We start from the raw sequence: 23,409 nt of genomic DNA on the forward strand, positions 1-23,409 counted from the left end.
GCTATTCCTCCTCTTTTACCATAGAATCATTGAATCCAAACAAATACGTTAGTACCGCGCTTCCGAAGAACCCAACTGCGGATGCAATAGCCACGGACGCACCGCCCAGACCGATCAGAGCCGGCAGGGTCAGAATACAGGTTGTCATAACGGATGGGAACATGACCCCCGACATTCCCACAAATATACCGCCCACGCCGGTGCAGAGGCATGCGATAAAAAACGGCCGTTTATACTTCAGGTTCAGTCCGTAAATAGCCGGTTCGGTAACACCGCCCACCAGTGCCGACACGGCTGCCGGCAGCGCGGCGCTTTTCACGGAAGTTTTCTTGGTCTTCAGCCAGATCCCCAGTGCTGCGCCGGCCATTGCAAAATTCGTTCCGACCGTACAAGGAAGAAGCATATCCCCTCCATACACGGTGATATTATTCATAACAACCGGTACAAGCCCCCAGTGGAATCCAAAGATAATCAGGATTGGCCACAAAACGCCAAGTGCAAATCCTGCCACCGCCGGAACCGTCTCAACCAGCCATCCAAGTCCGTTCCCGATACCGGAACCAATCACATCCGTAACAGGCCCTATTACAATCAGGGAAACTGGTACAATGATCAGCAGCGTTAAAACCGGTACAAAAATAGAACGTATCATTTTCGGGAAAATTTTCTTCAAAACTTTTTCCAGCTTACTCTGCGCATATACCGCAGCGATAATCGGCAGTACAGATGACGTGTAGCTGATCAGTACAACCGGAATCCCCAGAAACTGTGTCTCTGCGCCGCTGCTGTACAGCGCCGTCAGATCCGGATATACCATAGCTGCGGCAATCGCCACCGCCACGAACCGCTCTGCGTCAAATTTCTTTGCCGCCGTAAATGCAAGAAATATCGGCATGAAATAAAAGAATCCGTCCCCGATTGCATATAAAATCGTATAGGTTGTGTTATCGGGTGAAAGCCATCCGAAAGTGGAGCACATAATAGCCACTGCCTTCAGCAGCGACGCGCCCATCATAGCGCCCATCAGCGGGAGGAAGATACCCGCCACCGTATCGATAAATACATTCACAATATTCTTCGGTGACAGCCTCTCCTTCCAGCCCTTCTTAACGTCTTCCGGCTCCACCGCATCAATTTTCCCGCCATAGGAAACACCGGTCACTTTCTCAATGGCCGCCATCACTTCATCCACATGCGTGCCAATCACGACCTGATACTGCTCCCCTGAGATCATTAACTTAATAACGCCCTCCGTCTGCTGCAGTTTCCCAGTGTCCACCTTCTCCGTATCCTGCAGCTGAAACCGCAGTCTTGTCATGCAGTGGATCAAGGACTTAATATTTTCTTTTCCGCCGACGCACTGAACAATCTGTTCCGCCAGCCTGCTGTAATCCTTTGCCATAATTCTCTTCCTCTCTTTCTTCCTGATAAATTGTATGAACTTATTTCTTGTGTTTCCTTAGAACATCACATGTTCGAAGTAAAATCTATTTGTCCCTGCAGGAGACTTTAAAACACCGTAACAGCGGTATTTCCCAAGTTTACAGATGCCCGGAAGCATCAGCTGCAGGTCATATAAAATGACCTGATGATAACAAAGCGGCCAAGCACACTTCAGCTCCCCATCCCCTCACTCCTAAGGGGCTTGCACACTTTGGCGCCGCCGCGATACCGCGTTGCGGCTATATACCTTGTGGGGGCGTGTGCATCCCCCGGAGGGTTTTATATAATTAGGAGAGTGCTAAGCACGTTCCTATTATATAAAAAATGATCCAGAAAACCTGACGGCAGTTTAAACCGCCCCCTTGGTTATCCGGATCATGCTGAACTCAATCATAACATTCCTGTTTCACTATCTACTTATACTTCCAGCCGCCCCTCAGGTCAGCTGCCCGTCCCCACCACTTTATTGTCTCGAATGCCGTGTAGCTTGGTGCACGGCTCCGTAATAGTAACACACAGCATTCTACACCTGCTGCTTCCTGTTCATGATCTGTACCAGGTGCACGGTCAGATACAGCACCTCGTCCTCATTTACTTCGTAATTGTATTTCTTCTCAATAAACCCGCACACCTTCTTGCTACATGCGTACTCTTCTTTATATTTCCTCAGCGTAAGGTTCAGCGGCTTCACATCATTCTCTTCAAAATAAGTCTTGGTAAGCACCCTTTGCGCAAAGAATTTCAAATGAGTCATATATCTGCAATAAATCAGGGAATTCTTATCCAACGCTGCCATCTTCTTACCAAAATACTGAGAAATAATCCTGTCCATCTCATCCACCAGCGTAATCACTGCCCTGGTCTGGTCATTTTCTGAATTAGACTGGGCATTCACAAAATGCATAGCAATAAACCCCGCCTCATCCTCGGCCATCCTGATTCCCAGGCGTTCCTCAATCAACTTCAGCCCCGCCTCTCCGACACGATATTCTTTCTCATAAAACTTTTTTATTTCCAAAAGCAATGTATTGTGTAGCACAACATCATTCTTATAATTATCCACTGCCCCCGCAATATGATCGGGCAGCGAAATATGAATAGACTCATCCAGTTCCGTCCCCAGGCTTTCATGTGCCGTCTCAATCAATTCCTCTGCAAGATCCACGATTCCATCCGGCACCCGTTCCAGCAGCTCCGCAAACCGTTCCACATGCTGTCCCTCCTGCAGAACAAAAACCTTCTCAACCTTGGTCTTATCCACCATATCCTTCGGCCGCTTAGCATACCCAATCCCATTCCCCAAAAGAACCAGCTCTTTCTCATTATCATCTAACACAATCACACAACTATTATTCAAAACTCTGGAAATCTTCATCTGCTTTCCCCCAAAGTAAAATAAAAAAGACCCGTACGACGATTCCATATAAACTATGAAATAAACATCTTAACGGATCATGCTGAACTGAATCATAACATTCCATATAATCAATTTTCTTACAAAATGTACTATAACAAATCAAAACAAAAAAAACAATAGTAAAAACCACCTATTTTACCACCAATAATTTATGCACATCCCACAAAACAACATTCCAAATAGCCCACCCAAATACGCCGCCCCCGTCCATCACTCTCCCGTGAAGCCGCCCTCCCGCCCGGATGCGCCCAGCGTAGTGAAAGGCGAGTCTGGTTCCCTGCCGGGGAAGTGTATGCCATGTCAAAGTCCATAGAGTAAGCGTTAGAATCCGTTGGTGAAAAAGCAGGGAATATGGAGGGCAGAATTTGCCTTACCAGGCAAATTCTGTTGCCGCCGGCGGCGCGAATGCATCGGCATTCGGGCCAACTGCGGCAAGCACCCTCCATATTCCCTGCTTTTTCGCCTACGGATTCTTCGTGAACGGAAAGGACATTGACATGGCATACACTTCCCCGGCAGGGAACCAGACTCGCCTTTCACTCAGCGTCCCCCTTCACCTCATCCCGCACTTCCTTAAAGCACTTCACAATATAATCAATATCATCTTTCGTATGTCCCGCACTAACCTGTGTCCTGATCCGCGCCTTCCCCTTAGGCACAACCGGATAAGAAAATGCCACGACATAAATCCCTTTCTCCATCATCTTAGCAGCCATCTCCCCCGCCAGTTTCTCATCATAAAGCATCACCGGCACAATCGGATGCGTACTCTCGATAATATCGAACCCCGCCTCTGTCATCTCTTTTCTGTAATAGGCCGTGGTCTCTTCCAGGTGATCCCTCAGAGAAGTATCGCTCTCCAGTATCCGGAACACTTCCAGGCTGGCCCTGGCAATAGCCGGTGCAAGCGTATTCGAAAAAAGATAAGGGCGGCTGCGCTGGCGCAGTAGGTCTATGATCTCTTTTCTTCCGGTGGTATACCCGCCGGATGCTCCGCCCAAAGCCTTTCCAAGGGTCCCTGTGATCACATCCACTCTGCCTTCGGTTCCACAGTGTTGTGCTGTCCCGCGCCCTGTCCTGCCCACAAAACCGGCCGAATGGCTGTCATCCACCATTACAAGCGCCTGATATTCGTCCGCCAGATCGCAGATCCCCTTCAGGTCCGCGATGATACCATCCATAGAAAATACGCCGTCCGTGGCAATCAGTTTGATTCTTGCCCCCGCTTCATCCGCCGCTTTCAGCTGTTCCCGCAGGTCTTCCATATCGTTGTTCTTATACCGGAACCGTTTTGCCTTGCACAGACGCACGCCGTCGATGATACTGGCGTGGTTCAGCTCATCACTGATCACCGCGTCATCCGATGTCAGAATTGTTTCAAACAGCCCGCCGTTAGCATCAAAACAAGATGAATACAAAATTGTATCCTCCGTTCCGAAAAAGCGGCTGATGGCAGCCTCCAGTTCTTTGTGCACATCCTGCGTCCCGCAGATAAATCTTACAGAAGAAAGCCCATATCCCCTTTCCTCATAGGATTTGGCAGCAGCTGCCATGACCCTTGAGTCATTGGCAAGTCCAAGATAATTATTTGCACACATATTCAGAAGCTCCCGGCCGTCCTCCAGTTTTACTTTAGCCCCCTGCGGTGATGTGATCAGCTTTTCGCCCTTAAACAGGCCGGCTTCTTTTATAGCATCCACTTCTTTTTTATAGTATGCAAGAGCGTCCTCTCTTTTCATTTCAGTCTTCCTCCCAATATCAATATATTCTATACCGCTAAAACGTGTATAATCGTAACAGTTCATGCAAGAATGAACTGTTATTAAATGAGCATTCCCGCTTACCGGACAACCGGCAGGGCAAATGAATTGTCAGACACGCTCTAATACAAGGATGTCCAATCCAATACTACTTTGCCGGAATTTCCGCTGTTCATAACGGCAAATCCCTCTTCGTAGTCCTTAATATTGAACCTATGAGTAATAATTCGCTCAATATCCAGCCCGCTCTGAAGCATAGTATCCATCTTGTACCATGTCTCCCACATTTCTCTTCCGTAAATCCCCTTGATGGTCAGACCGTTGAAGATCACCTTGCTCCAGTCGATCCGGGCATTGGATTTCTGAAGTCCGAGAAGCGCAATCTTTCCGCCGTTTTTCATATTATTTACCATATCGTTAAAGCCGGCTTCATTTCCGGACATTTCCAGCCCCACATCGAAGCCTTCCTTCATCCCCAGCTCATACATCACGTCTTTCAGATTCTCTTTTGCGATATTGACGGCACGGGTGGCCCCCATTTCCCTGGCAAGCGCAAGACGGTATTCATTCACATCCGTAATCACCACATACCTGGCCCCCACATGCTTACTGATCGCAGCCGCCATAATTCCGATGGGGCCCGCCCCTGTTATCAGGACATCTTCGCCGATTTCGTTAAAGGACAGGGCCGTATGCACCGCATTCCCCAGCGGATCAAAGCAGGAATACAATTCTTCTTTGATCTGAGGAGAACACTTCCACACATTCGTTGCAGGGATTACAAGATACTCCGCAAACGCCCCGTTCCGGTTTACTCCAACTCCCTGCGTGTTCCTGCAGAGGTGGGGAAGTCCTGCCAGGCAGTTCCTGCATTTGCCGCAGACAATGTGGCCCTCCCCGGATACCTTTTCTCCGACATAGAATCCCTCTACATTTTCACCGGTTTCAACAATCTCGCCGACATACTCATGTCCTGCCGTCAGGCCGATGGGGATTGTCTCCTGCGCCCATTTGTTCCAGTTGTATATATGTACATCCGTTCCGCAGATGGAAGTTTTCAGGATCTTGATCTTTACCTCGTTCTTACCGACCTGCGGAATCTCCACGCGTCTCATCCAAAGCCCCGGTTCCGGTTTCTCCTTCACCAGCGCCCACATTGTATTCTGCTCTGCCATACCAACCACTCCTTTTCACCTCTGCCCCGGAGAGTGTTTCAAATCTCAATGCAGCAACATCCAGTTTCCTGCACTTTACACAGCTCCCGGCAGTGTATTCTATACCTAATTCTGCAGCTATGCTGCAGGCCAGCCCGCAGGGCATGAATTACGAGGTGCCCTTTGGGTATACCTTATTCCGCAGCTTGCTGCGGATCCGCCCGCAGGGCATGTATTACGGAGTACCCTGCGGGTATACATAATGCTTCTGTCTCAGGCCCATGATCTTAATCTTCCCCCAAAGCCCGGATGGAAGCGGTTCCTTGATCATCTCTCTCTCCCGCCAGTTAAAAAGCCTTTCTTTTCTGCACTGATCCAGCCCGCCGGTCGCATATGGCCACTGGGGGATCATCTTTTCGAGCTCTTTTTCCGGATACCCCGGATCTATCATCCTGTTAATCAATAGGTTTGCAGCGACAATTTCAATTTTGTTCTCTCCCGCCTGTAACAATCCGGTAATATCCGTCTGATAAGGACGCTTGATCAGGGTATCTGCCAGTTGACCATTCACATAGATTTCGGCTGTTTCCCCAACATGCTCAAGCTGCAGCAGAATCCTGTCCTGACCCGAAAATTTCTCCCACTGACCTTCCTCAATCCGGAACTCTTTCACATATTTGCCGCTTCCGGAATAATACTTAAGCTCCGGCTCCTGTTCCCAGCTTTCCAGCTGGTCATAGCTTCTCTGTACAGATCTCTCCGGTACTTCCAACGTCCATCCGCAGGAAATATCCAGAAGTCCGCTCTCCTCAGGCTTCGTCTCAGTCAGAGGCTGTTCCATCCCGCTGCCAAATACAAAGATCAGGGATTGAAATGCTTCCAGATATAATTTAACTTCTATTCCGTCCACCTCTTCCGATACAGACCGTATCGCTTTTTCCTGACCGCTCATGGGATCAAATACGCAGAATCCGTTCCTCTTATTTGTAAATTTAATAGTTTCTTCATAACCTTTTTTATTGATATTAGATATAAAATAAATATCCTCCGTCTCTGTTCTGCGATGCACATATCCCACCATATCAGGGTGCATTCCGATCCTGACATCCGGTACTTTCACCCTGCGCAGTTCCGCGATGAGGCTGCCATATTTATCTTCCGTAACCACCACTCTGCCGCAGCTTTGCAGTTCATGTCCAATCTTCAGGACCTCTTCTGTATTTTCCTCGTACCCAATGCGTCCGCAGGATTTCTTCGGAAGCCGGCCTGCTGCAATCACCTTACCGCCATGCTCCGCGAATTCCCGGATTCTTCTCATTGTACTGATCGGAATTCTGTCACATTCTATAAGGAGCAGGGTGTCGTACAGATATGCATCCCAATGTTCCAATACATCGTCATTTACATAGTCAAACCAGTAGCCCGCTTTATGGACCGCATCTACACAGGCCGCATCCAGTCTCTCATCCAGCTTCATGCACATATGCGTATCCGCAAGGGGGGTCTCTGCCCAGATATCATGCTGGGGCAGATAGACCGCCGTCGTAACAACTGGCTCGCCGCGCTGCATGAAGTCACATACCCGGTTGATATAAACGCTGATATTTTTATAGTATTTCCACCATGTATTGGTATGGTTGATGTTGGTAGATGCATAAAAAGCCAGCATCTCATCACCGTCCGCCCGGCTATAGCTATAGCCGTGATTGACAATCTGGTTGATTCCATCCAGGAATATGCTGTCTGCGGCCGCCTTGATATTCTCAAGTGATACCACAAAGCGCGGAAAACGGAGCCATGTGAAGGATTCATTGGATATAACCGGCCTGTGATATACATGGCCTGCGGAAACAGCCAGCCTTCTGTGCACCGTATTGACTTCATATCTGTCAAAGGCCGAGAAGGTCTCTCCCTCCGGTATATCTGCCGCGCCATATGCCTGCAGGATATCCCCCCAGGTTCCATGCGCCTGGATTCTGGAGAGCGCGCCTTTCTCATGGCACCAATCCGTCAGTTCCCGGAAGAAATTCTCCACCGTCAGCTCTGCCATGGTCTTCTGAAAATCATATCTTACCTGCTCTGTCATCCCGCGGATTTCTCCCCAGAGCGCATAGATATACGGCCTGAGTTCATATCCGCGCCTCTTTTTGAATTCTTCATAGAGAATATCCGTCCAGTTATGCCCGAATACTTCGATGGAATCACAGAAAAAGTTCCCGATCTTCCCCTCTCCCACTGCTTCCACAATCGGGTCTCCGCCGTATTCCAAAAATGCCCGCAGAGACTCTTTTCTGTTGTGGTCAATAATCAGCCCGTCACCTCCGCGCAGGGGTTTGAGCACCCGCTGTTTCTTATCACTGGAAACAAACAGTACGATCTTATGCAGTCCTTCCGGCACCTGGATCTCGCCAATCTCTGTTCCCCAGGGCCAGTTAAACAGGTACTTATCCACCACCCGCTCCGTAATATCCACAATGGTTTCCGGAAGCATACGGGCTCCTTCCATCTTGCCAAGCACGGCCCCGACTACTTTTCCATAGATAACCGTAGTCAGATCTTTATAAAAGGTGCAAGGCCCTTCTACATCAATCGTAAACGGCAGAACGCTCTGTCCGCTTAACTCTTCCTTAAGGAACGGGCCTCCAAAAGGCCAGGACGAACCAAGGGTCAGATCAAACTGCATGTCTCGCTTTGCCGCCTCATCCGCCGCAAACCGTATCATATCCATAAATCCCGGCGACAGATATTCGTAATTATGTATGCCTTTCTCCTCATCATCCGGCTGCAGTGGATAAAGTATCTGAAGCTCCACTCCGCCAATCCGGGCCTCCTGCATCAGATCCAGTTCCCGTACAATTTCTTCTTTATCTGCCGCACAGCCGTACCACCACCATCGCGTCCTGCCCCTTGTCTCGCTGCGGGGATGGCACAGCTGGTCTCTAATCTCCTTTTTATTCAATGATTCAACCTCCCTGCCTGTTTCATAACTTCCTGCAGCCTGCTGATATAGTATCTGTAATGATCCAGAGAAGTAGAAGGCGCCACCTGATGGTCGGCCCCGGGTATATACCCGCCCTGCCTGATCACCGGCAGAATCCGTTCGAATTCCCTGTCTATTGCCTCCGGCCCTTCTGCAATGCAGAGCTTATTAAAACCGCCCACGAACTTCAGGTTTGGGAAGCTGCCGCGCACAGCAGCAATATCCATGCCCGCGTTCACATCCATGGGAAGAAATCCGTCTACACCTGCGTCAATGAATTCAGGAATCAGCTTCATAAAATCCCCGTCCGTATCCACAAACACATTGCCGCAGCCGTGTTTTTTCAACAAAGGAATTAATTTTCTGTAATAATTACCCACAAACTCCCTGAAACAGTCCGGCGATATCATCGGGCCGTTCTTCCCGCTCAGGTCTTCCTGAATATAGATCAGATCGGGCTGTATCACAGACAGCACTTTTGGAAGATATGTTTCATATATCTCCAGGGTAAAACTGTTAATTTCATGAATGAGTTCCGGTTCGTCATAAAAAGCATACAGATGCTCTTCCACGCCCAGCAGTTCCCGGGGTACCCAGAAAAAGCCCTCTATATTCATGCGCACAGAATAATCCCCGTCTTTATGCCCTTTCGCAAGGCTTCCATATACCTTGCCTATGTTTTCATCGGTAAACCAGCGCGCGACTTCTTTTTCAGAGGTCTCCCGAACCGCCTCCCAATCGCTTGAGGACGCAATCCGCAGTCCGGAATCACCGCCATGGGGAAGCAGAAACTTCGCCCGCCTGACCGGATCAAACCCGAGATAAGATTCGTACGCCAGCACCGGCTCTCCAAAACTCACTTTAAAATACTTTTCACAGGCTTCCTCTTCCTGCTGTATAAGCCCTTTCCAGATTGCTTCGGGAAGGCCCTCCCCGTGAAATCTGCCGACAGTCAGATCCCATGGATAGAATGTCTCCTCCACAGATCCGCGCCCCTGGGGCCGGCCGAAATTCAAAGTTGCCTGTTCTCTCTCTCGATTTGTCATAGATTCCCTCTCTAAATACCGTTACCTCGCCTGCAGCGCCTGCTCCAGATCCTCGATCAGCACATCTGCGCCTTCCAGCCCGCAATGAATGCGGATCAGACCGCTGTCATGTGCATGCAGATTTAAAAATTCCAATTCTTCCTGGCTGTAGTGCAGCAGAGGGCACAGCGCCAGACTCTCAAACCCGCCCCAGGAACATCCGATCTCAAATACCCTCAGACGGTTGACTGTCTCCGCCGCCTTTTCGGGCGCCTCCCTCAGTACAAAACTCATAAGGCCTGTGTGTCCCGTCTGCTGCCTTTGAATCAGTTCAGCCTGCGGATGCGACGCCAGTCCCGTATAATATACTTTTTCTACCTTCGGATGCTTCTCCAGATACTGAGCCACAGCCATGGCGGTCCTCTGGTGTTCTTCCACCCTCACCTGCAGAGTACGCAGCCCGCGAATCCCCAGCCACGCCTCCATCGGCCCGAGAATGCCCCCGAAAAGCGCTCTGACGGTTTCCTTCAGATATTTCCCCAAATTCTCATCTTTTACAACGAGGATACCTCCGATAATATCACTGTGCCCGCCAATGTATTTTGACATCGTATGCATCACGATATCAATGCCCATTGTCAGCGGTTTCTGAAACAGCGGCGTACAGAATGTATTATCAATATAAGTTCTGATTCCATGTGCCCTGGCGATTTCCGCCGTCTTCGCTATATCTGTTACCGTAAATACGAAGGTTGCCGGGCTTTCCAGCAGAATCATATCCGTATTGTCCTGAATCATCCCCTCCAGCACATCCATATCGGTTCCGTCCCAGTACGAAACCGACATGCCCATGCGCGGGATAAAATAGGTGTTCAGTATATTTTTTACCGGCTGGTAGACATCCCGCATACATATAATATGGCTGCCTGCACGGCACACGGCCAGGATTGCCGCCGATGCCGCCGCCATTCCGCTGGAAAATGCAATCCCTCTGCTGCCCTGCTCCAGGGCAGCCACCTTTTCTTCCAGGATGTTCACCGTTGGATTCGCCGCCCTGCCGTAAACATAGGCCTCGTTCTCCCCATGAGCCGCATAGGATTCCAGGCTGTCAAATATATGCAGAGAATTCATAAAGACCGGAGGAACCACCGCATTTAAATACTGGCTCTGGTCTTCCCCCAGATGTGTCACTGCCAATCTGTCTTCTCTCATAGATTCCACCTATTCTTTCACGGCTCCGGCCGTCATACCTTCCACAATAAATTTCTGCATGGCCGCAAACATGACCGCAGTAGGAAGCAGCGCCATAACACCGCCGGCCATCAAAAGGCCCCATTCTACATTGTATTTTCCGATCAACGTCTTCAATCCCACCGGAATCGTCCACATCTCCGGGGTGCTGATAAAGATAGAACCGGCAATCAGCTCGTTCCATGCTCCGATGAATCCGAATACAAATACGGACACAATTCCCGGGAACATGATTGGAAATACAATCTTAAACAGCGACTGCATCTTTGTGCATCCGTCTACTCTGGCGGCTTCCTCCAGGGTTACCGGTATCCGTTCAAAGAAACTCCGCATCGTAATGACACAGAACGGAAGATTCGCCGTCACGTAAAAGATAAACAATCCAATATGGGTATTGATCAGCCCCATCTTTGAGAAAATGATGTACAGCGGGATTATAACCAGAATCCCGGGGATCATCTGTGTTACCAGGAAAAAGAGGATGACTGTCTGTTTTCCTTTAAACTTATAACGAGCCAGTGAATATCCGCCCAACATGGAAAATACAGTTACGACCAGTGCGGAAGCCACAGATACCAGGAGGCTGTTTTTCAGCAGAACACCATAGTTAAACTGCTCAAACAGATCCGTATAGTTTTTCCACGTAAATGCCTTTGGAAAATAGGTGATGTTATTCAGGTCCAGTATTTCGCCGCTGGATTTAAAGGAGGTAACCACGATCCAGTAAATGGGCAGCACAACCAGTAAGAAGAAGAAAATTAAAATCAATACACGTATGGTTCCGCCAATTGCATTCTTTGTTTTTCTGCTCATTTAAAAATCACCTGCCTTATCATATTTGGTAACCTTGAGGAATACCATCGCATAGATTCCCAGTATCAGCATCAGAATCACACCCAGCGCCGCCGCAAATCCAAAGTCATAGGATCCAAACGCCTTTGAATACATGTACGCCGGAAGCGTCTGCGAGGTGTTTGCGGGTCCGCCGTCCGTGATAATCACCACCAGGTCCAGGGAATTGAAGATCCAGATCGTCCGCAAAAGAACCGTCGTAATCAGTGTCGGCTTTATGTATGGGAGCGTAATCTGGAAAAACTGCCGTATCGTCCCGCAGCCGTCTACATCCGCCGCCTCATATACATCGGAAGGGATCGACTGCAGCGCCGCCAGTATCATAATGGCAAAGAACGGAATTCCCATCCAGATCATGGCCATAATGACAACCGCCAATGAGAATCCCGGCGTGCCCAGCCATGCGATGTTATGATCGGTCAAGCCGAATTTCATAAGAAGGTTATTCACAACACCATATTCCCCATTAAAGGACCAGCGGAAGATCAGGCCGACTACAAACCCTGAAAAAGCCCAGGGAAGAAAAACGATGGACTGGTAAATCCCTCTGCCGCGGAACTGTTTTTTCAGCGCCAGCGCCAGCATCATCCCAAGCAGGAACTGCCCGAGAACGGATACAATCACATATATGAAGGAATTTTTCAGGATCATCATGCTGTCCGGATCACCAAACAACTTGGCAAAGTTCTCAAGCCCGTTAAACTGGATATCATTCGGCGCAGTCAGCTTATAATTTTGAAACGCCATAATAATACTGTTAATCAGCGGATAGCCAAACAGCAGAAGCAAAATAACTAGTACTGGAAGTAAAAATAACCACGGTTCCATTTTCTTTTTCATGCAGGTATCACTCTCCTTTGTCGGTTCGTTTTCATGTATGCCCCGATACTCCCGCTGCGAGGCGCAGCCCAAATGGTTTTAACTATGAAGCTAAAACAGGGGGATTAATGTTTTTAAGTTTCCACATTAAATCCCCCTTTTAACTCTTATCTGTAACAGTTCAGGCAGGCCTGAGCTGTTACTCATATCTCACTTTACGATTAATTATTTCCTTTCCAATGCCTACTGCATCGTCTTGGGTGATTCAATCGTAGATCCTTCATTATCTGCCAGGTATTGTTTCATTCTGGTTGTAAGCTCATCTCCGATGTGGTTCAGCACATCTTCTGCTGACTGCTGTCCAAGCAGGTACTTCTGCAGTTCAGTATGGAACATATCCTGGTGCAGGTCTGTATAGTTGAATGGGCCATACATCGGCGGAACTGTAAAGTTCGGGTCATTCAGCTCGTCTAAGAATACTGCATAAGGTCCGTCTTCACCATATGTATCATCGTCGCCGACATCATTTTTGATCGGAATCAGGCCGCCCATCTTGCAGTACTCAATGTTATTGTCAGGTCTAACCAAGAAATCAATCAGTTCCAGCGCCTCATCCGGATATTCAGAGGTCTTTGCAATCGTGTAGGAATATGGGCTTCCTGCTGTGTTCATCATCTTTCCGTCTACGGTTGATACCGGCATCGGAAGTACGCCCCACTGTTCCGGATCCATCTTCTCTTCACAAGCCATTGCCACTTCTGAGTCATTGGAAATTGTACCTGTCAGGCCGCCGGTAAAGTTATCGACCATCTCAACAAATCCCCAGTTAACAGAATCTTCCGGCACATAGCCGTCTGTATAGATCTCACACCATTTTTCTACTGCTTCTACGCATTCTGGTGTGTTCAGTATGAAGTTTCCTTCCTCATCGTATACATAACCGCCCGTAAATGACTGTAAGTAAGCAAGCAGCGGATCAAATGCGCCCCTGGCGCCTCTGAAAGAGTTGCCATAACGCTTCTGGTCTTTGTCCGTCAGAGCCTTGATCAGATCAAAATATGCATCGTATGTCCACTTATCCCCTGTTGGGATCTCATATCCAATCTCTTTTACCCAGTCTTTTCTGTAGAAGATACCCTTAACCATAAAACCATCCGGTACGGAGTATACATGTCCGTATCTCTCTTTTTCCTGCGCCCAGTTGATCTTCTGTACTGCCTCTACGAACTGGTCGCCGTTTTCCTCTACATAATCATCAATCGGAATTACCCAGTCAGCCTCGGTGAACTGTCCCAGCCAGAGCGGGTGTGTTGTAATAACATCCGGCAGCTGTCCGGATGTTCCAAGCACGGTCAGTTTATCTGCCGCATCATCCCACGGAACACTCTCATACTTAACCGTAATGCCTTTCTCCTCTTTGAACTTCTCAAATACGCCTTCGTAATACTTCTGACGCTGAGGGCTGGGGCTGACATCGATGAAACGCAGTGTTACTTCCGATTCTGTTTTTGCCGTATCTGAGTCGGTCTTTTCCTTCTTCTCGGATGAACCGCATCCTGCAAGCAGACCGCCTACCATTACCGCTGCCATGAGTGCCGCCAATAATCTCTTTTTCATACTTTCCTCTCCTTTTTCTGTTTTTTCAGACCACAATACCAAATGATCCGAACTCTTTTCCTTTTTTGTAACACTTCTCCCTTACCTGGTCCTGCCGGTCACTGGTGTGAGGTATTTCCGGTCTGACCACTTATGCAATTATACTAACATCTCACCAATTAATTGTCAATAAATTTGTAATTTTTATACTTTTTATCTAATTTATCCGCATCATTTTTGGTTATTTTTTATTACTCATCTTCTAAAATGCGCTTGACAACCCTGTTTAATTTTTATATTCTTAGCTTAATATACTTCCCCTTATCTGCTCTCACTTCTTAAGTTTTTTAGCACTGCTATTTTCCAAATTTCAGAAAGGAGCAGGCAATACACAGTTTTTACTGTCTATTGCTTAATAAAAGATGAGTAAAAAATACACTGCCACAAGGCGATGCTACCTGATTGACCATCATTCTCCGCAGCCCCCCGATGTTTTACTTAACCATCTGGATATCAAAGAATACGAGGATTTTTTTGAGACTGCACATATAGACTCTCTTATGGTATACTGCAAGGACCACTGGGGGGTAACTTATTATCCAAGTAATATCAAAGGAGCACAGAAGCATCAAGGGATCAAAGGAGACTGGATCCGCGAGGTCAGTACTCTTTTGAAAGAAAAAGACATTGAATTTGTCGCCTACTATTGTATTGAATATGATGAGGGTGCTGCCCGAAGATTTCCAGAATGGCGTGTAAGGCAGCCGGACGGCTCTCCGCTGATCCGGGACGATGAATTCGCCAAATGGAGCCTCTGCTGCTATCAGACCGGGTACAGAGAATACTGCCTCGCGCAGCTGGAAGAAATCGTTAAAAATTACACACCGGACGCTCTGTTTCTCGATATTTTCGGCGCTTCACTCTGTTATTGTGATGCCTGCCGCAGTAAATTTGCTTCTGTTTACCACTATCCGCTTCCTGAAACCACCGAAGATATTCTGGCACACAAGGCCGATATCGTACAGTTTTTAAATCAAAACGCAAAAGATTTTCTGGAGGAACTAAAGCAGCGGGTTAAGGCCATTGATCCGGGACTTGCTGTTACGATCAATTTTTCCTGCCACTATCCGCAGGAAATCCGTGACATGCTGGACTATCAGTTTTCCGAGCCTCTGCTCAAGGACAACTGGTTTTCCTCCGCCTACGCGAGGGACACTGCCATCGGACAGTATCCGATCCTGGTGCCCGGGGAAGCGTCCCAGGTCTACAACTACAGTTCCGTTAACGAATACATCTGTGACCTTTCTTCGATCGCAGCCCAGGGCTGCCGCGTCGGAATGTACAGCGGCTCCCAGCACATTGACGGCACCCTGGATTTTGAGGAAGCCCGCCGCCTGGGAAAAGCATTTACCGAGATCGAAAAAATGGAGCCCTATCTGACGGGACGCAGCCCTGTTAAGTGTGCCGGCATCCTGCAGAGCGATCTGTCCATGACCGTGAACCTGCCCGCGCTTCATCCGGATGCCATTATCCGCATGAAGCGGCACAACCCGCACCAGAATGCCGTACTGGGTGCAATGCAGTTGTGCGAACATGCCAAGGTTCCCTACATGGTTCTGCCGGAGCGGACATTAACCCCGTCACTCCTGGCGCAGTACGATGTGCTTCTCTTGCCGGAAGTTTACGTCATAGAAGAAGACACCGCCGCACTGTTAAAAGAGTATGTGGCAAACGGCGGCCTTCTCATCAGTTCAGGCCAAAGCGGCCTCTGGAACGCCGATTCCACGAAGCGTCCCGCATCCTCCATCAGTGAGCTGTTTGGAACGGGAAATGCTGCTATTAATACCGAATATACCGCGAACCGCTGGTCCGCTTACCTGAAAAACACAGAAACCAGAAGTTTTTCGGGCCTGCTGTCCTGCACCACTCCACCGGTGAGCGAACACTTTATAGAAACAGAACCGGCTGCAGCAGCAGAGACACTTTTAACTTTCGTGCTCCCCTGTGTTGCCTGTGACGCAGAGCACTGGGTAAACTGGTGGAGCCCGCCGCCGGGAAAAGATGCAGGACTTCCGGCCCTGCTCTGCAACAGCATAGAGAAAGGCCGAACCTACTACATGGCCTTTGACTTTTTCACCATGGCATCCCTGGAGAGCTTCCAATATCCACATGAACTATTCCGGGATCTTCTGGAAATGGAAGAAATCACCCCCGCAGTCCGGAACCGAACTGACCTGCCCGAGGCCATAAGGACCGCTTATTTCGAGACCAAAGACAGCTGGATCATCCACCAGATTTCCATGGTTCCCAAGCGTTTCCACGGGGATGCCTATCCCTTAAGCGGAGGAACCCTTGAGATCACACAGCCTGTTGGACAGATCGAAATAGTATATCCTGAGACCCGGATTCTGGAAACAGAAAAACAGGATGGAAAAACAATCGTCAAACTTCCGGAGTTCACCCTTCAGCAGATCATTATATGCGGGAAGGGGGGCAAAGGAGTGAGTGCGTAGAGGGGGACGCGAAATAAAGGGATGGCCGCAATCCTCCCAAGTGCACACATGCCGTTTTGATGCGCGGACACGGACCTAAGAAATTCTAGGAAGCCGCCAGCCAAAAAAGCAGGGCACATGCGGCACATCACGAGAAATCGGATGATTTCTCGCGCTGGGCCGCATGATTTTGTGATTTGGTGATCACAAAATCTCCCTGCTTTTTTGGCTGTCGGATTCCAAGAATTTCTAAGGTCCGCTTTAGCGCTTCAAAACGGCATGTGTGCACTTGGGAGGATTGCGGCCATCCCTTCATTTCGCTGGTGCATCCAGACGGCAGGGATAACTCGTTGCCCGGGGGGCTTCTTTACGGGGGCAGTGGATGGATTCGTTTTTTTGGAGCTGCGTAGCCCCGGTTGAAAAAAGATTCTCCCAACACGATCCCTGGCGCCCCTCCCCCTACCGGCTCGTTCCACCCAGGAGGCACCTAGCCTGTCGGGAACGGGACTTCTGCCGCGGCCCGGGAAACTTCTGTGTCCCTTTCCGGATGCATAGAGTGCGCCGTAGGCTCTCTTAATAAAAACTACATCCGATTGGGAGGCTAAATGCTGCTTCCGAAGCAGCATTTAAGGCGGCCTGAGCCGCGCAATTCATCAGAATTGCGGGGTGAATGCCGCCGGTGCCTCCCAATCGGATGTAGTTTTTATTTAGAGAGCCTAGGCAAACGTCCCGCAGCCGGAAAGGGACACAGAAGTTTCCCGGGCCGCGGCAGAAGTCCCGCGCCCGACAGGCGACCTCCCCCCTTAAACCGCCTTCTTCCGATACCTTAGCGGTGTTGTCCCCACGCATTGTTTGAAGTTTTGGATATAGATATTTACATTTTTATATCCCGTCATGTCTGCGATCTGGCCCACGGAATAGGCCGTTTCTTTTAACAGCCGCTTGGATTCATTGATACGGCAGCATTTCAGATACTCATAGGGGGATATCCCCGTTGCTTTCTTGAAGACTCTTATAAAATAATACTTGCTCATGGATACTTTATCTGCCAGTAGATCTACTGTCAGGTCTTCCTGATAATGTTCCTGTATATAATCGGTTATTTCCATAATCGCTTTTCTGTGAAGGATATATGCTTTATCCTGTTTGGGATTCAGCTGTTCTACCAGAAGTTCTGCGAAAATATTTTCCATGGTACTGGCCGTCCTGATGTCCGCGGATCCTCCGCTCTTGGCCGCCCAGCTCTTTAGTTCTTTCAGGAGTTCATTCATCCTGATGGGATCCGAAATATTAAGAAATACTGCTCCCTGGGTTCGCAGCATCTCATAGTATTTATCGGCGGAGCTGCCATAAAAATGGATATATTTGAATTCCCAATCCTCAGACTCTGTGCGGTAAAACTGATGTTCGCTGCAGCTGATCAGCGCCGCAGTATCCTTCGTCAGAAAATATTCCCGCTCCTGATATTCCAGATACCCCTGACCGGATAAAGTAAATAAAAGCAGATAGGTATCGAGCCCTTCTCTGTCGGTGTAGTATCCCGGATATGCATGGTAATGCCCCAGCGAATCCACATGAAAATTCAGGTTCTTTGCAATCGCGCCAGACGTATGCCTCACATCGTAGGAATCTCCCGACAATGCATAATGATATTGTAGTTTCATCCCGTCTCCTTTATAGCAATTTTCCTATATTTTAAAGCAACAATCCAAAACATTTCCTTTGTTATAGATGATATTATTATATAAAATGATAGTGCATAAATCAATTATTTTATAGGAGGTCATTATGAGCAACCGTGAACGTCTGCACGCAATTATGAATTATGAAAAACCGGACCGCATGCCCGCTGTACACTTTGGATTTACGCCGGAGGTCGTTGAAAAATGGGTCCGGGAGGGACATGTCAGCAAAGACATACTGGATCTCGAAGAGTACTCCTTTGAGGCCGAGGCCATTCTCTCCGAAAAGCTGGGGTTTGATTTCGGATGGCATGCCAACCGTATAACCACGACGGAATTATTTCCTTTCTTTGAGGAAAAAGTAGTAGAACACCTGGACAATGGCTTTGACAAATATCTGAACTGTGACGGCGTCTATGTCCTCCAGAGAACCGGTGCAAAATCTATTCCCGCCGAAGTAGACCATCTCTTAACCGACAGAGACTCTTGGGAAAAACATTATCTTCCCAGGCTCACCTACACAGAGGAGCGATTTTCTCAGGCCGAATTAGAATATGCAAAGACAGAGCAGGCCAAGGGGCGCCCCATCGGTCTCCACTGCGGCAGCCTCTGCGGCCGGATCCGGGATTATCTTGGAATCGTAGGCCTCAGTTATCTGATGGCCGATGACGAAGAGCTGCTGGAGGAAATGTTCCGCACCGTGGGCGATCTCTGCTATCAGTCCGTAAAGCGTACACTGGAAACAGGCGTGCAGTTCGATTATGCACATTTCTGGGAAGATGTCTGCTACAAAAACGGCCCCCTGCTCTCTCCCATGATGTTTGAAGAATACACCGCCCCCTATTACAAAAAGATCACAGATCTTTTATACACGCATCATATCCGCATCGTCAGCGTAGACTGTGACGGCCTGGTAGATTCCCTCCTCCCCGCCTGGCTGGAAAACGGAGTCAACACCATGTTTCCCATCGAAGTAGGTACCTGGGACGCCAGCATATCCCCTTGGCGTGCCAAGTATGGAAAACAAGTGAAAGGAATCGGCGGTATGCGCAAACACCTCCTGTCCCTTGATTATGCCGCCATCGACGAAGAAATCCAAAGGCTAAAACCAATGGCAGAAGAATTGGGCTATATCCCCTGTCCGGATCACAGAATTCCCGAAGACGCAAAGTGGGAAATTGTACAGTACTACTGTGAGCGGGTGAAAGATATCGTTTAGGTGTGCTATAGAATCAGTAACAGAAAAAAATAGAGGGCAATATTTGATGACCGCATCAAATATTGCCCTCTATTTTTTTCTGTTACTGATTCTAAACACACAGTGCGGGTTCTGAAATAACATACACAGATCCGGCCGGAATCTGGTCTCCTTTTGCTCAGCGCCCCTCCCCTACTCGATCCGCTTATAAATCTCCAAATCCAGTGCCACTATTTTATCGTATCGTTTCAGTGCTTCTTCCACGTTTCTTTCTTTCATCATCTGAACCATTTCCAGGTGGTAAGGGAACGTCTTTAGAAGGATCTGGAAGTAATCAAAGTCTTTTTCTTCAAAATATCCGTACAATTCATCATCAAAAGTCTCGTACATCTCGATCATATTGCAGACCAGATTGGTCATCTCCTGGTTCCCGTAGCACTCGAGAATATATCTGTGAAAATGATGATCCATCTCTTTGGGCATGATTCCGGTGGACGCTATGGCATTCATTTGGACAGCCATATCTTCCAGCTGGTTCAGGCGCTCTTCTGATATGTTGGGAATCGCTTTCTCCAGGCTGTAACGCTCTAATACCGTCTTTACTTCAAACAATTCCAGAAAATTCTTTAAAGCCAGGTGGATGCTGAATTGTCTGCCTTCCACATAGTCTGTGACGAATGTCCCTTTTCCCACTTCCGCATGGACAATTCCCTGGTTCTCCAGCTCCCTGATCGCTTCGCGCAGGCTGGGACGGCTTACTTTCCATTCTGCCGCAAGCTTCCGCTCCCCGGGCAGTTTGTCTCCGGGACGCAGGTTCTCATCTTTTATATATTGATAAATTTTATCCGACAATTTAGAATATAGTAATCTTTTGTTTTCTGTTTCTCTATTGTAATCCATATTGCTCCTTACCGGTCTGACCGCTTTTTATTTGATTATAAGTCAGCATCGGAGCCGAGTCAAGTCATATTCATTTAAATTCTTTTGGCATATCCCGCCAAATATCAGTTTGGCAGGACGGGAGAAAAGCCTGATACTGCAAAAAAGATTTATGACAATGAAAGGGCAGTGCCGGTTCATTGTAGATTGCCGCGGCACTGCCATATAGGGAAAAGAATTTGTCTCTGTTCAGAACCAGGAACGGTTCCATGAATTTTCCTTTTACTCAATTAATAATACACGTTACCGCATAGGATTCCAATATATCCGCAATGCAGCGCATTTCTTCATCCCCCGGCGCCTGTACATCCGGAAGAAGATACGTACTTCCCAGCCGTTCATGTTTCGAAGAGCCCAGTTTATGATATGGCAGAATATTCACCCGGCTGAAGCCATTATCCCTGCAGAACTTTCCTATTGCATGAACATTGTCCTCACAGTCCGTACAGCCTGGTATGATCGGATAGCGGAGACATGCCTTTTCCGGACAGGTATGCCCGATGAAACGGAGATTCTCCAGGATCTGCTTATTGCTGACTCCGGTCATCTCTATATGTTTCTGCTCGTCTATAATCTTAATATCTGTCAGATACAGATCAATATACGGCATGACTAGTTCCAGGTTCCGGCACGGCACACACAGTTCGGACTCAAGAGCCGTATTGATTCCTTCATTCTTGCAGCGCCGCAGAAGTTCTGTCACAAATTCGGGATAGATCAGAGGATCCCCTCCGGATAGTGTAACTCCGCCTTTTCCCGCATAGTAAGAAGCGTCTCTGTGTACCTTTTCCATAATGTCATCAACCGTCATCCATTTTCCGGTAATCTCCAGAGCATTCTGAAGGCACATTTCCACACAGTTATGCGTCTTACATTTATCGCATTTTTCCCTGTCATGACGGACAAAACCATATTTTTCGATCTCTTCAGGCGTCTTATATGCCGTAACTGCATCATGGGGGCATACTTTTGCGCAGAACATGCATCCTGCACATTTCATCTTTGTGTAGAATAATTGCGGTACTGCCTTCTGCCCCTCCGGATTGGCACACCACAGGCAGGTGAGCGGACATCCCTTAAAGAAAATATTAGTTCGGATTCCCGGTCCATCATGAGTCGAAAAACTCTGAATATCAAAAACCAATGCCTTCATCTCATCTTTATTTTCCATATCTATACATACCATCCTGCTATCCTCTTTCGAGTCCGGCGGACGGCTCTCCTTTCTCCCAGCTTAGTACAAAATTTTCAAATTATAAACCAGAGCGTCTCAAGTTGAGCAGGTTATTCACGTTAAGTATTCTTTTTTATTAAAATCATGCTCTAAGCCGCGCCGCAGGGGGGCATCGGGGAATCCGAATTCCCCGCCCCTGCTGTCTAATCCCAGGAATCTAATTGTCTACTTATCGCCCCACACCTCTTCACTCGACGGCTGTTTCGCTATATTAACAAATACACACGCTACAAGGTAGAATATTACGGAAATCCAGATCGCTACAAAGTAGCTTCCTGTCGCATCACGAAGGGCGCCTGCAACGTAAGGACCCATGCCTGCTCCGCCTGCCATTCCGACCAGTGAGATAAGCCCCCAAGCAGGCGGCATCTCTTTTCGGCCAAGGATAACTCCGACGTAGCCTGCTACTGTCGGAATGTACATTCCATATACAAGACCGAAGAGAATTGCATAGGCCAGGAACGCCCAGTGGCTTTGTCCGCCATTTGCAGTAAGCCTGACTCCATAATTCAGCCACAGCGCCATAATTGCACATCCGACATAGGAGAATGTAAGAACTCTCTTACGCGCCTTAACCGGATCACTCATCTTCTTCGTCAGTTTATCAACATAACCGCCTACCACTACTGCTGAGATAATGAACATCAGACCTATGATGCAGTATATATAGGTTGCAGAAAGTTTATCATAACCAAGATCCCTTGTAACATAGTTAATAGAATGTGAAAATACGATAAATTCAGCAAAGTTAGAGAAGAACCATAACAATGCAAGTGTCCAGAAAGATTTGTGTTTTACTGCCCATTTAAATGGGACATAGAACTCTTCTTTTTTCTTGCCGGTATCTGCTTTTGCCATCTTTGCCATGAAGTTGTCATATCCCAGCGGTTTCTGGCCAAAGGCCTCTGGTTTACTCTTGGTAAACTGTGCCGCAATTGTAATACCTATCATCAGGACAATACCGAATACTCTCATCATGATCTGCCATGAAGCCGTTGAAATCAGAATCATGGACAGAAGAGGCCCGATACTCATGGCAACACCGGCAGCGGCTGTTGTAAGGCCCATTGCAAGACCTAACTTATCCATGAACCACTGACGAACCATAGAGGTAATAGGAGCCCAGAACGCACCAGAACCGATACCGGCAATTACACCGTAGAATAACCAGTACTGCCATGGCTCTTTTGCGAAACTGCAAAGGAATAAACCAACTCCCATGATAATACCATGCATCGTGTAGGTAACACGGCAGCCAAGCTTATCAATATATGTCCCAACGAAAAAAGCAAAGAGCCCGTACATCACCATGAAGATTGAACTGCCTGCTGAAACAGCAGCGGTTGACCAGCCGGTTGCTTCAACCATTCCATTGATTAACGTTGCAAATGAACCGCGAATTGTCATATGGAACAATACAATCACAAATGCCGCCCCCGTCACTGACCAGCCAGAGAATTTTACACTTTTTTCACTCATTTCCATTCCTCCTCACCGATATTTTAAAGAGGAGGAGAAACCACTCCCCTCCTCCAGGCTGAAAGACTTATCTAAATTAGCTGATGAA

General features: G+C 48.1%; 16 protein-coding genes. 2 read left to right on the forward strand and 14 right to left on the reverse strand.

Annotated features, from left to right (window positions below; all coding sequences use genetic code 11):
- Position 1 precedes the first annotated feature (1 nt).
- The 10 genes from GKG43_RS08955 to GKG43_RS09000 form a co-directional block, all read right to left on the reverse strand.
- The gene (locus tag GKG43_RS08955) at positions 2 to 1,402 is read right to left on the reverse strand and encodes a PTS transporter subunit EIIC (RefSeq protein WP_055153836.1); all 1,401 of its coding nucleotides are present in this window, start codon (positions 1,400 to 1,402) and stop codon (positions 2 to 4) included.
- Positions 1,403 to 1,966: 564 nt separating this feature from the next.
- Positions 1,967 to 2,818, reverse strand: a complete 852-nt coding sequence (locus GKG43_RS08960) for a PRD domain-containing protein (RefSeq protein ID WP_173020092.1) — start codon at positions 2,816 to 2,818, stop codon at positions 1,967 to 1,969.
- A 578-nt stretch (positions 2,819 to 3,396) separates the two neighbouring features.
- Positions 3,397 to 4,599, reverse strand: a complete 1,203-nt coding sequence (locus tag GKG43_RS08965) for a glycine C-acetyltransferase (protein ID WP_129879021.1) — start codon at positions 4,597 to 4,599, stop codon at positions 3,397 to 3,399.
- Positions 4,600 to 4,742: 143 nt separating this feature from the next.
- On the reverse strand, positions 4,743 to 5,777 hold the full coding sequence (gene tdh / locus GKG43_RS08970; protein WP_202976923.1) for an L-threonine 3-dehydrogenase: 1,035 nt from the start codon (positions 5,775 to 5,777) through the stop codon (positions 4,743 to 4,745).
- Between the two features lie 232 nt (positions 5,778 to 6,009).
- Complete coding sequence (locus tag GKG43_RS08975; RefSeq protein WP_242843869.1) at positions 6,010 to 8,733, reverse strand: glycosyl hydrolase; 2,724 nt, start codon at positions 8,731 to 8,733, stop codon at positions 6,010 to 6,012.
- Positions 8,730 to 9,800: a uroporphyrinogen decarboxylase family protein gene (locus GKG43_RS08980; protein WP_050641432.1), complete on the reverse strand. Its 1,071-nt coding sequence runs from the start codon at positions 9,798 to 9,800 to the stop codon at positions 8,730 to 8,732. Before GKG43_RS08980 ends, GKG43_RS08975 begins: the two co-directional genes overlap by 4 nt.
- A 21-nt stretch (positions 9,801 to 9,821) precedes the next feature.
- A complete protein-coding gene (locus tag GKG43_RS08985; RefSeq protein WP_050641433.1) occupies positions 9,822 to 10,991 on the reverse strand; it encodes a PLP-dependent aspartate aminotransferase family protein in 1,170 nt (389 codons plus the stop codon).
- Between the two features lie 9 nt (positions 10,992 to 11,000).
- On the reverse strand, positions 11,001 to 11,843 hold the full coding sequence (locus tag GKG43_RS08990; RefSeq protein WP_050641434.1) for a carbohydrate ABC transporter permease: 843 nt from the start codon (positions 11,841 to 11,843) through the stop codon (positions 11,001 to 11,003).
- Positions 11,844 to 12,722: a sugar ABC transporter permease gene (locus GKG43_RS08995; RefSeq protein WP_050641435.1), complete on the reverse strand. Its 879-nt coding sequence runs from the start codon at positions 12,720 to 12,722 to the stop codon at positions 11,844 to 11,846. It abuts the gene before it with no gap.
- A gap of 222 nt (positions 12,723 to 12,944) precedes the next feature.
- Complete coding sequence (locus GKG43_RS09000; RefSeq protein WP_050641436.1) at positions 12,945 to 14,318, reverse strand: sugar ABC transporter substrate-binding protein; 1,374 nt, start codon at positions 14,316 to 14,318, stop codon at positions 12,945 to 12,947.
- 401 nt (positions 14,319 to 14,719) lie between these two features.
- Here GKG43_RS09000 and GKG43_RS09005 point away from each other — a divergent pair, with 401 nt between their 5' ends.
- On the forward strand, positions 14,720 to 16,810 hold the full coding sequence (locus tag GKG43_RS09005; protein ID WP_129879023.1) for an alpha-amylase family protein: 2,091 nt from the start codon (positions 14,720 to 14,722) through the stop codon (positions 16,808 to 16,810).
- A 782-nt stretch (positions 16,811 to 17,592) separates the two neighbouring features.
- On the opposite strand, the gene GKG43_RS09010 is transcribed toward GKG43_RS09005, so the two are convergent.
- Entirely contained in the window at positions 17,593 to 18,453 is an 861-nt protein-coding gene (locus GKG43_RS09010) for an AraC family transcriptional regulator (RefSeq protein WP_050641438.1), read from the reverse strand.
- Positions 18,454 to 18,577: 124 nt separating this feature from the next.
- On the opposite strand from GKG43_RS09010, the gene GKG43_RS09015 reads away from it, so the two are divergent.
- Complete coding sequence (locus GKG43_RS09015; protein ID WP_129879024.1) at positions 18,578 to 19,690, forward strand: uroporphyrinogen decarboxylase family protein; 1,113 nt, start codon at positions 18,578 to 18,580, stop codon at positions 19,688 to 19,690.
- Positions 19,691 to 19,861: 171 nt separating this feature from the next.
- Here the strand turns inward: GKG43_RS09015 and GKG43_RS09020 are convergent, their stop codons facing one another.
- The 3 genes from GKG43_RS09020 to GKG43_RS09030 form a co-directional block, all read right to left on the reverse strand.
- On the reverse strand, positions 19,862 to 20,569 hold the full coding sequence (locus GKG43_RS09020; RefSeq protein ID WP_050641440.1) for a GntR family transcriptional regulator: 708 nt from the start codon (positions 20,567 to 20,569) through the stop codon (positions 19,862 to 19,864).
- A gap of 265 nt (positions 20,570 to 20,834) precedes the next feature.
- The gene (locus tag GKG43_RS09025; RefSeq protein ID WP_243125841.1) at positions 20,835 to 21,794 is read right to left on the reverse strand and encodes an indoleacetate decarboxylase activase; all 960 of its coding nucleotides are present in this window, start codon (positions 21,792 to 21,794) and stop codon (positions 20,835 to 20,837) included.
- Between the two features lie 213 nt (positions 21,795 to 22,007).
- A complete protein-coding gene (locus GKG43_RS09030) occupies positions 22,008 to 23,321 on the reverse strand; it encodes an MFS transporter (protein WP_242843871.1) in 1,314 nt (437 codons plus the stop codon).
- Between the last annotated feature and the right edge of the window lie 88 nt (positions 23,322 to 23,409).

Source organism: Eubacterium sp. BIOML-A2, assembly GCF_009680135.1.
Lineage (GTDB): Bacteria > Bacillota > Clostridia > Lachnospirales > Lachnospiraceae > Faecalicatena > Faecalicatena contortus_B.

Bases quoted from the DNA above. Each gene is read 5' to 3' on its own strand.
- tdh (WP_202976923.1), bottom strand. From the start codon at position 5,777: ATGTGGGCGCTGGTGAAGGAGAAACCGGAACCGGGGCTTTGGATGAGA.
- GKG43_RS09025 (WP_243125841.1), bottom strand. From the start codon at position 21,794: ATGGTATGTATAGATATGGAAAATAAAGATGAGATGAAGGCATTGGTT.
- GKG43_RS08985 (WP_050641433.1), bottom strand. From the start codon at position 10,991: ATGAGAGAAGACAGATTGGCAGTGACACATCTGGGGGAAGACCAGAGC.
- GKG43_RS09020 (WP_050641440.1), bottom strand. From the start codon at position 20,569: ATGGATTACAATAGAGAAACAGAAAACAAAAGATTACTATATTCTAAA.
- GKG43_RS09010 (WP_050641438.1), bottom strand. From the start codon at position 18,453: ATGAAACTACAATATCATTATGCATTGTCGGGAGATTCCTACGATGTG.
- GKG43_RS08965 (WP_129879021.1), bottom strand. From the start codon at position 4,599: ATGAAAAGAGAGGACGCTCTTGCATACTATAAAAAAGAAGTGGATGCT.
- GKG43_RS08980 (WP_050641432.1), bottom strand. From the start codon at position 9,800: ATGACAAATCGAGAGAGAGAACAGGCAACTTTGAATTTCGGCCGGCCC.
- GKG43_RS09000 (WP_050641436.1), bottom strand. From the start codon at position 14,318: ATGAAAAAGAGATTATTGGCGGCACTCATGGCAGCGGTAATGGTAGGC.
- GKG43_RS09030 (WP_242843871.1), bottom strand. From the start codon at position 23,321: ATGAGTGAAAAAAGTGTAAAATTCTCTGGCTGGTCAGTGACGGGGGCG.
- GKG43_RS08960 (WP_173020092.1), bottom strand. From the start codon at position 2,818: ATGAAGATTTCCAGAGTTTTGAATAATAGTTGTGTGATTGTGTTAGAT.
- GKG43_RS08955 (WP_055153836.1), bottom strand. From the start codon at position 1,402: ATGGCAAAGGATTACAGCAGGCTGGCGGAACAGATTGTTCAGTGCGTC.
- GKG43_RS09005 (WP_129879023.1), top strand. From the start codon at position 14,720: ATGAGTAAAAAATACACTGCCACAAGGCGATGCTACCTGATTGACCAT.
- GKG43_RS08990 (WP_050641434.1), bottom strand. From the start codon at position 11,843: ATGAGCAGAAAAACAAAGAATGCAATTGGCGGAACCATACGTGTATTG.
- GKG43_RS09015 (WP_129879024.1), top strand. From the start codon at position 18,578: ATGAGCAACCGTGAACGTCTGCACGCAATTATGAATTATGAAAAACCG.
- GKG43_RS08995 (WP_050641435.1), bottom strand. From the start codon at position 12,722: ATGAAAAAGAAAATGGAACCGTGGTTATTTTTACTTCCAGTACTAGTT.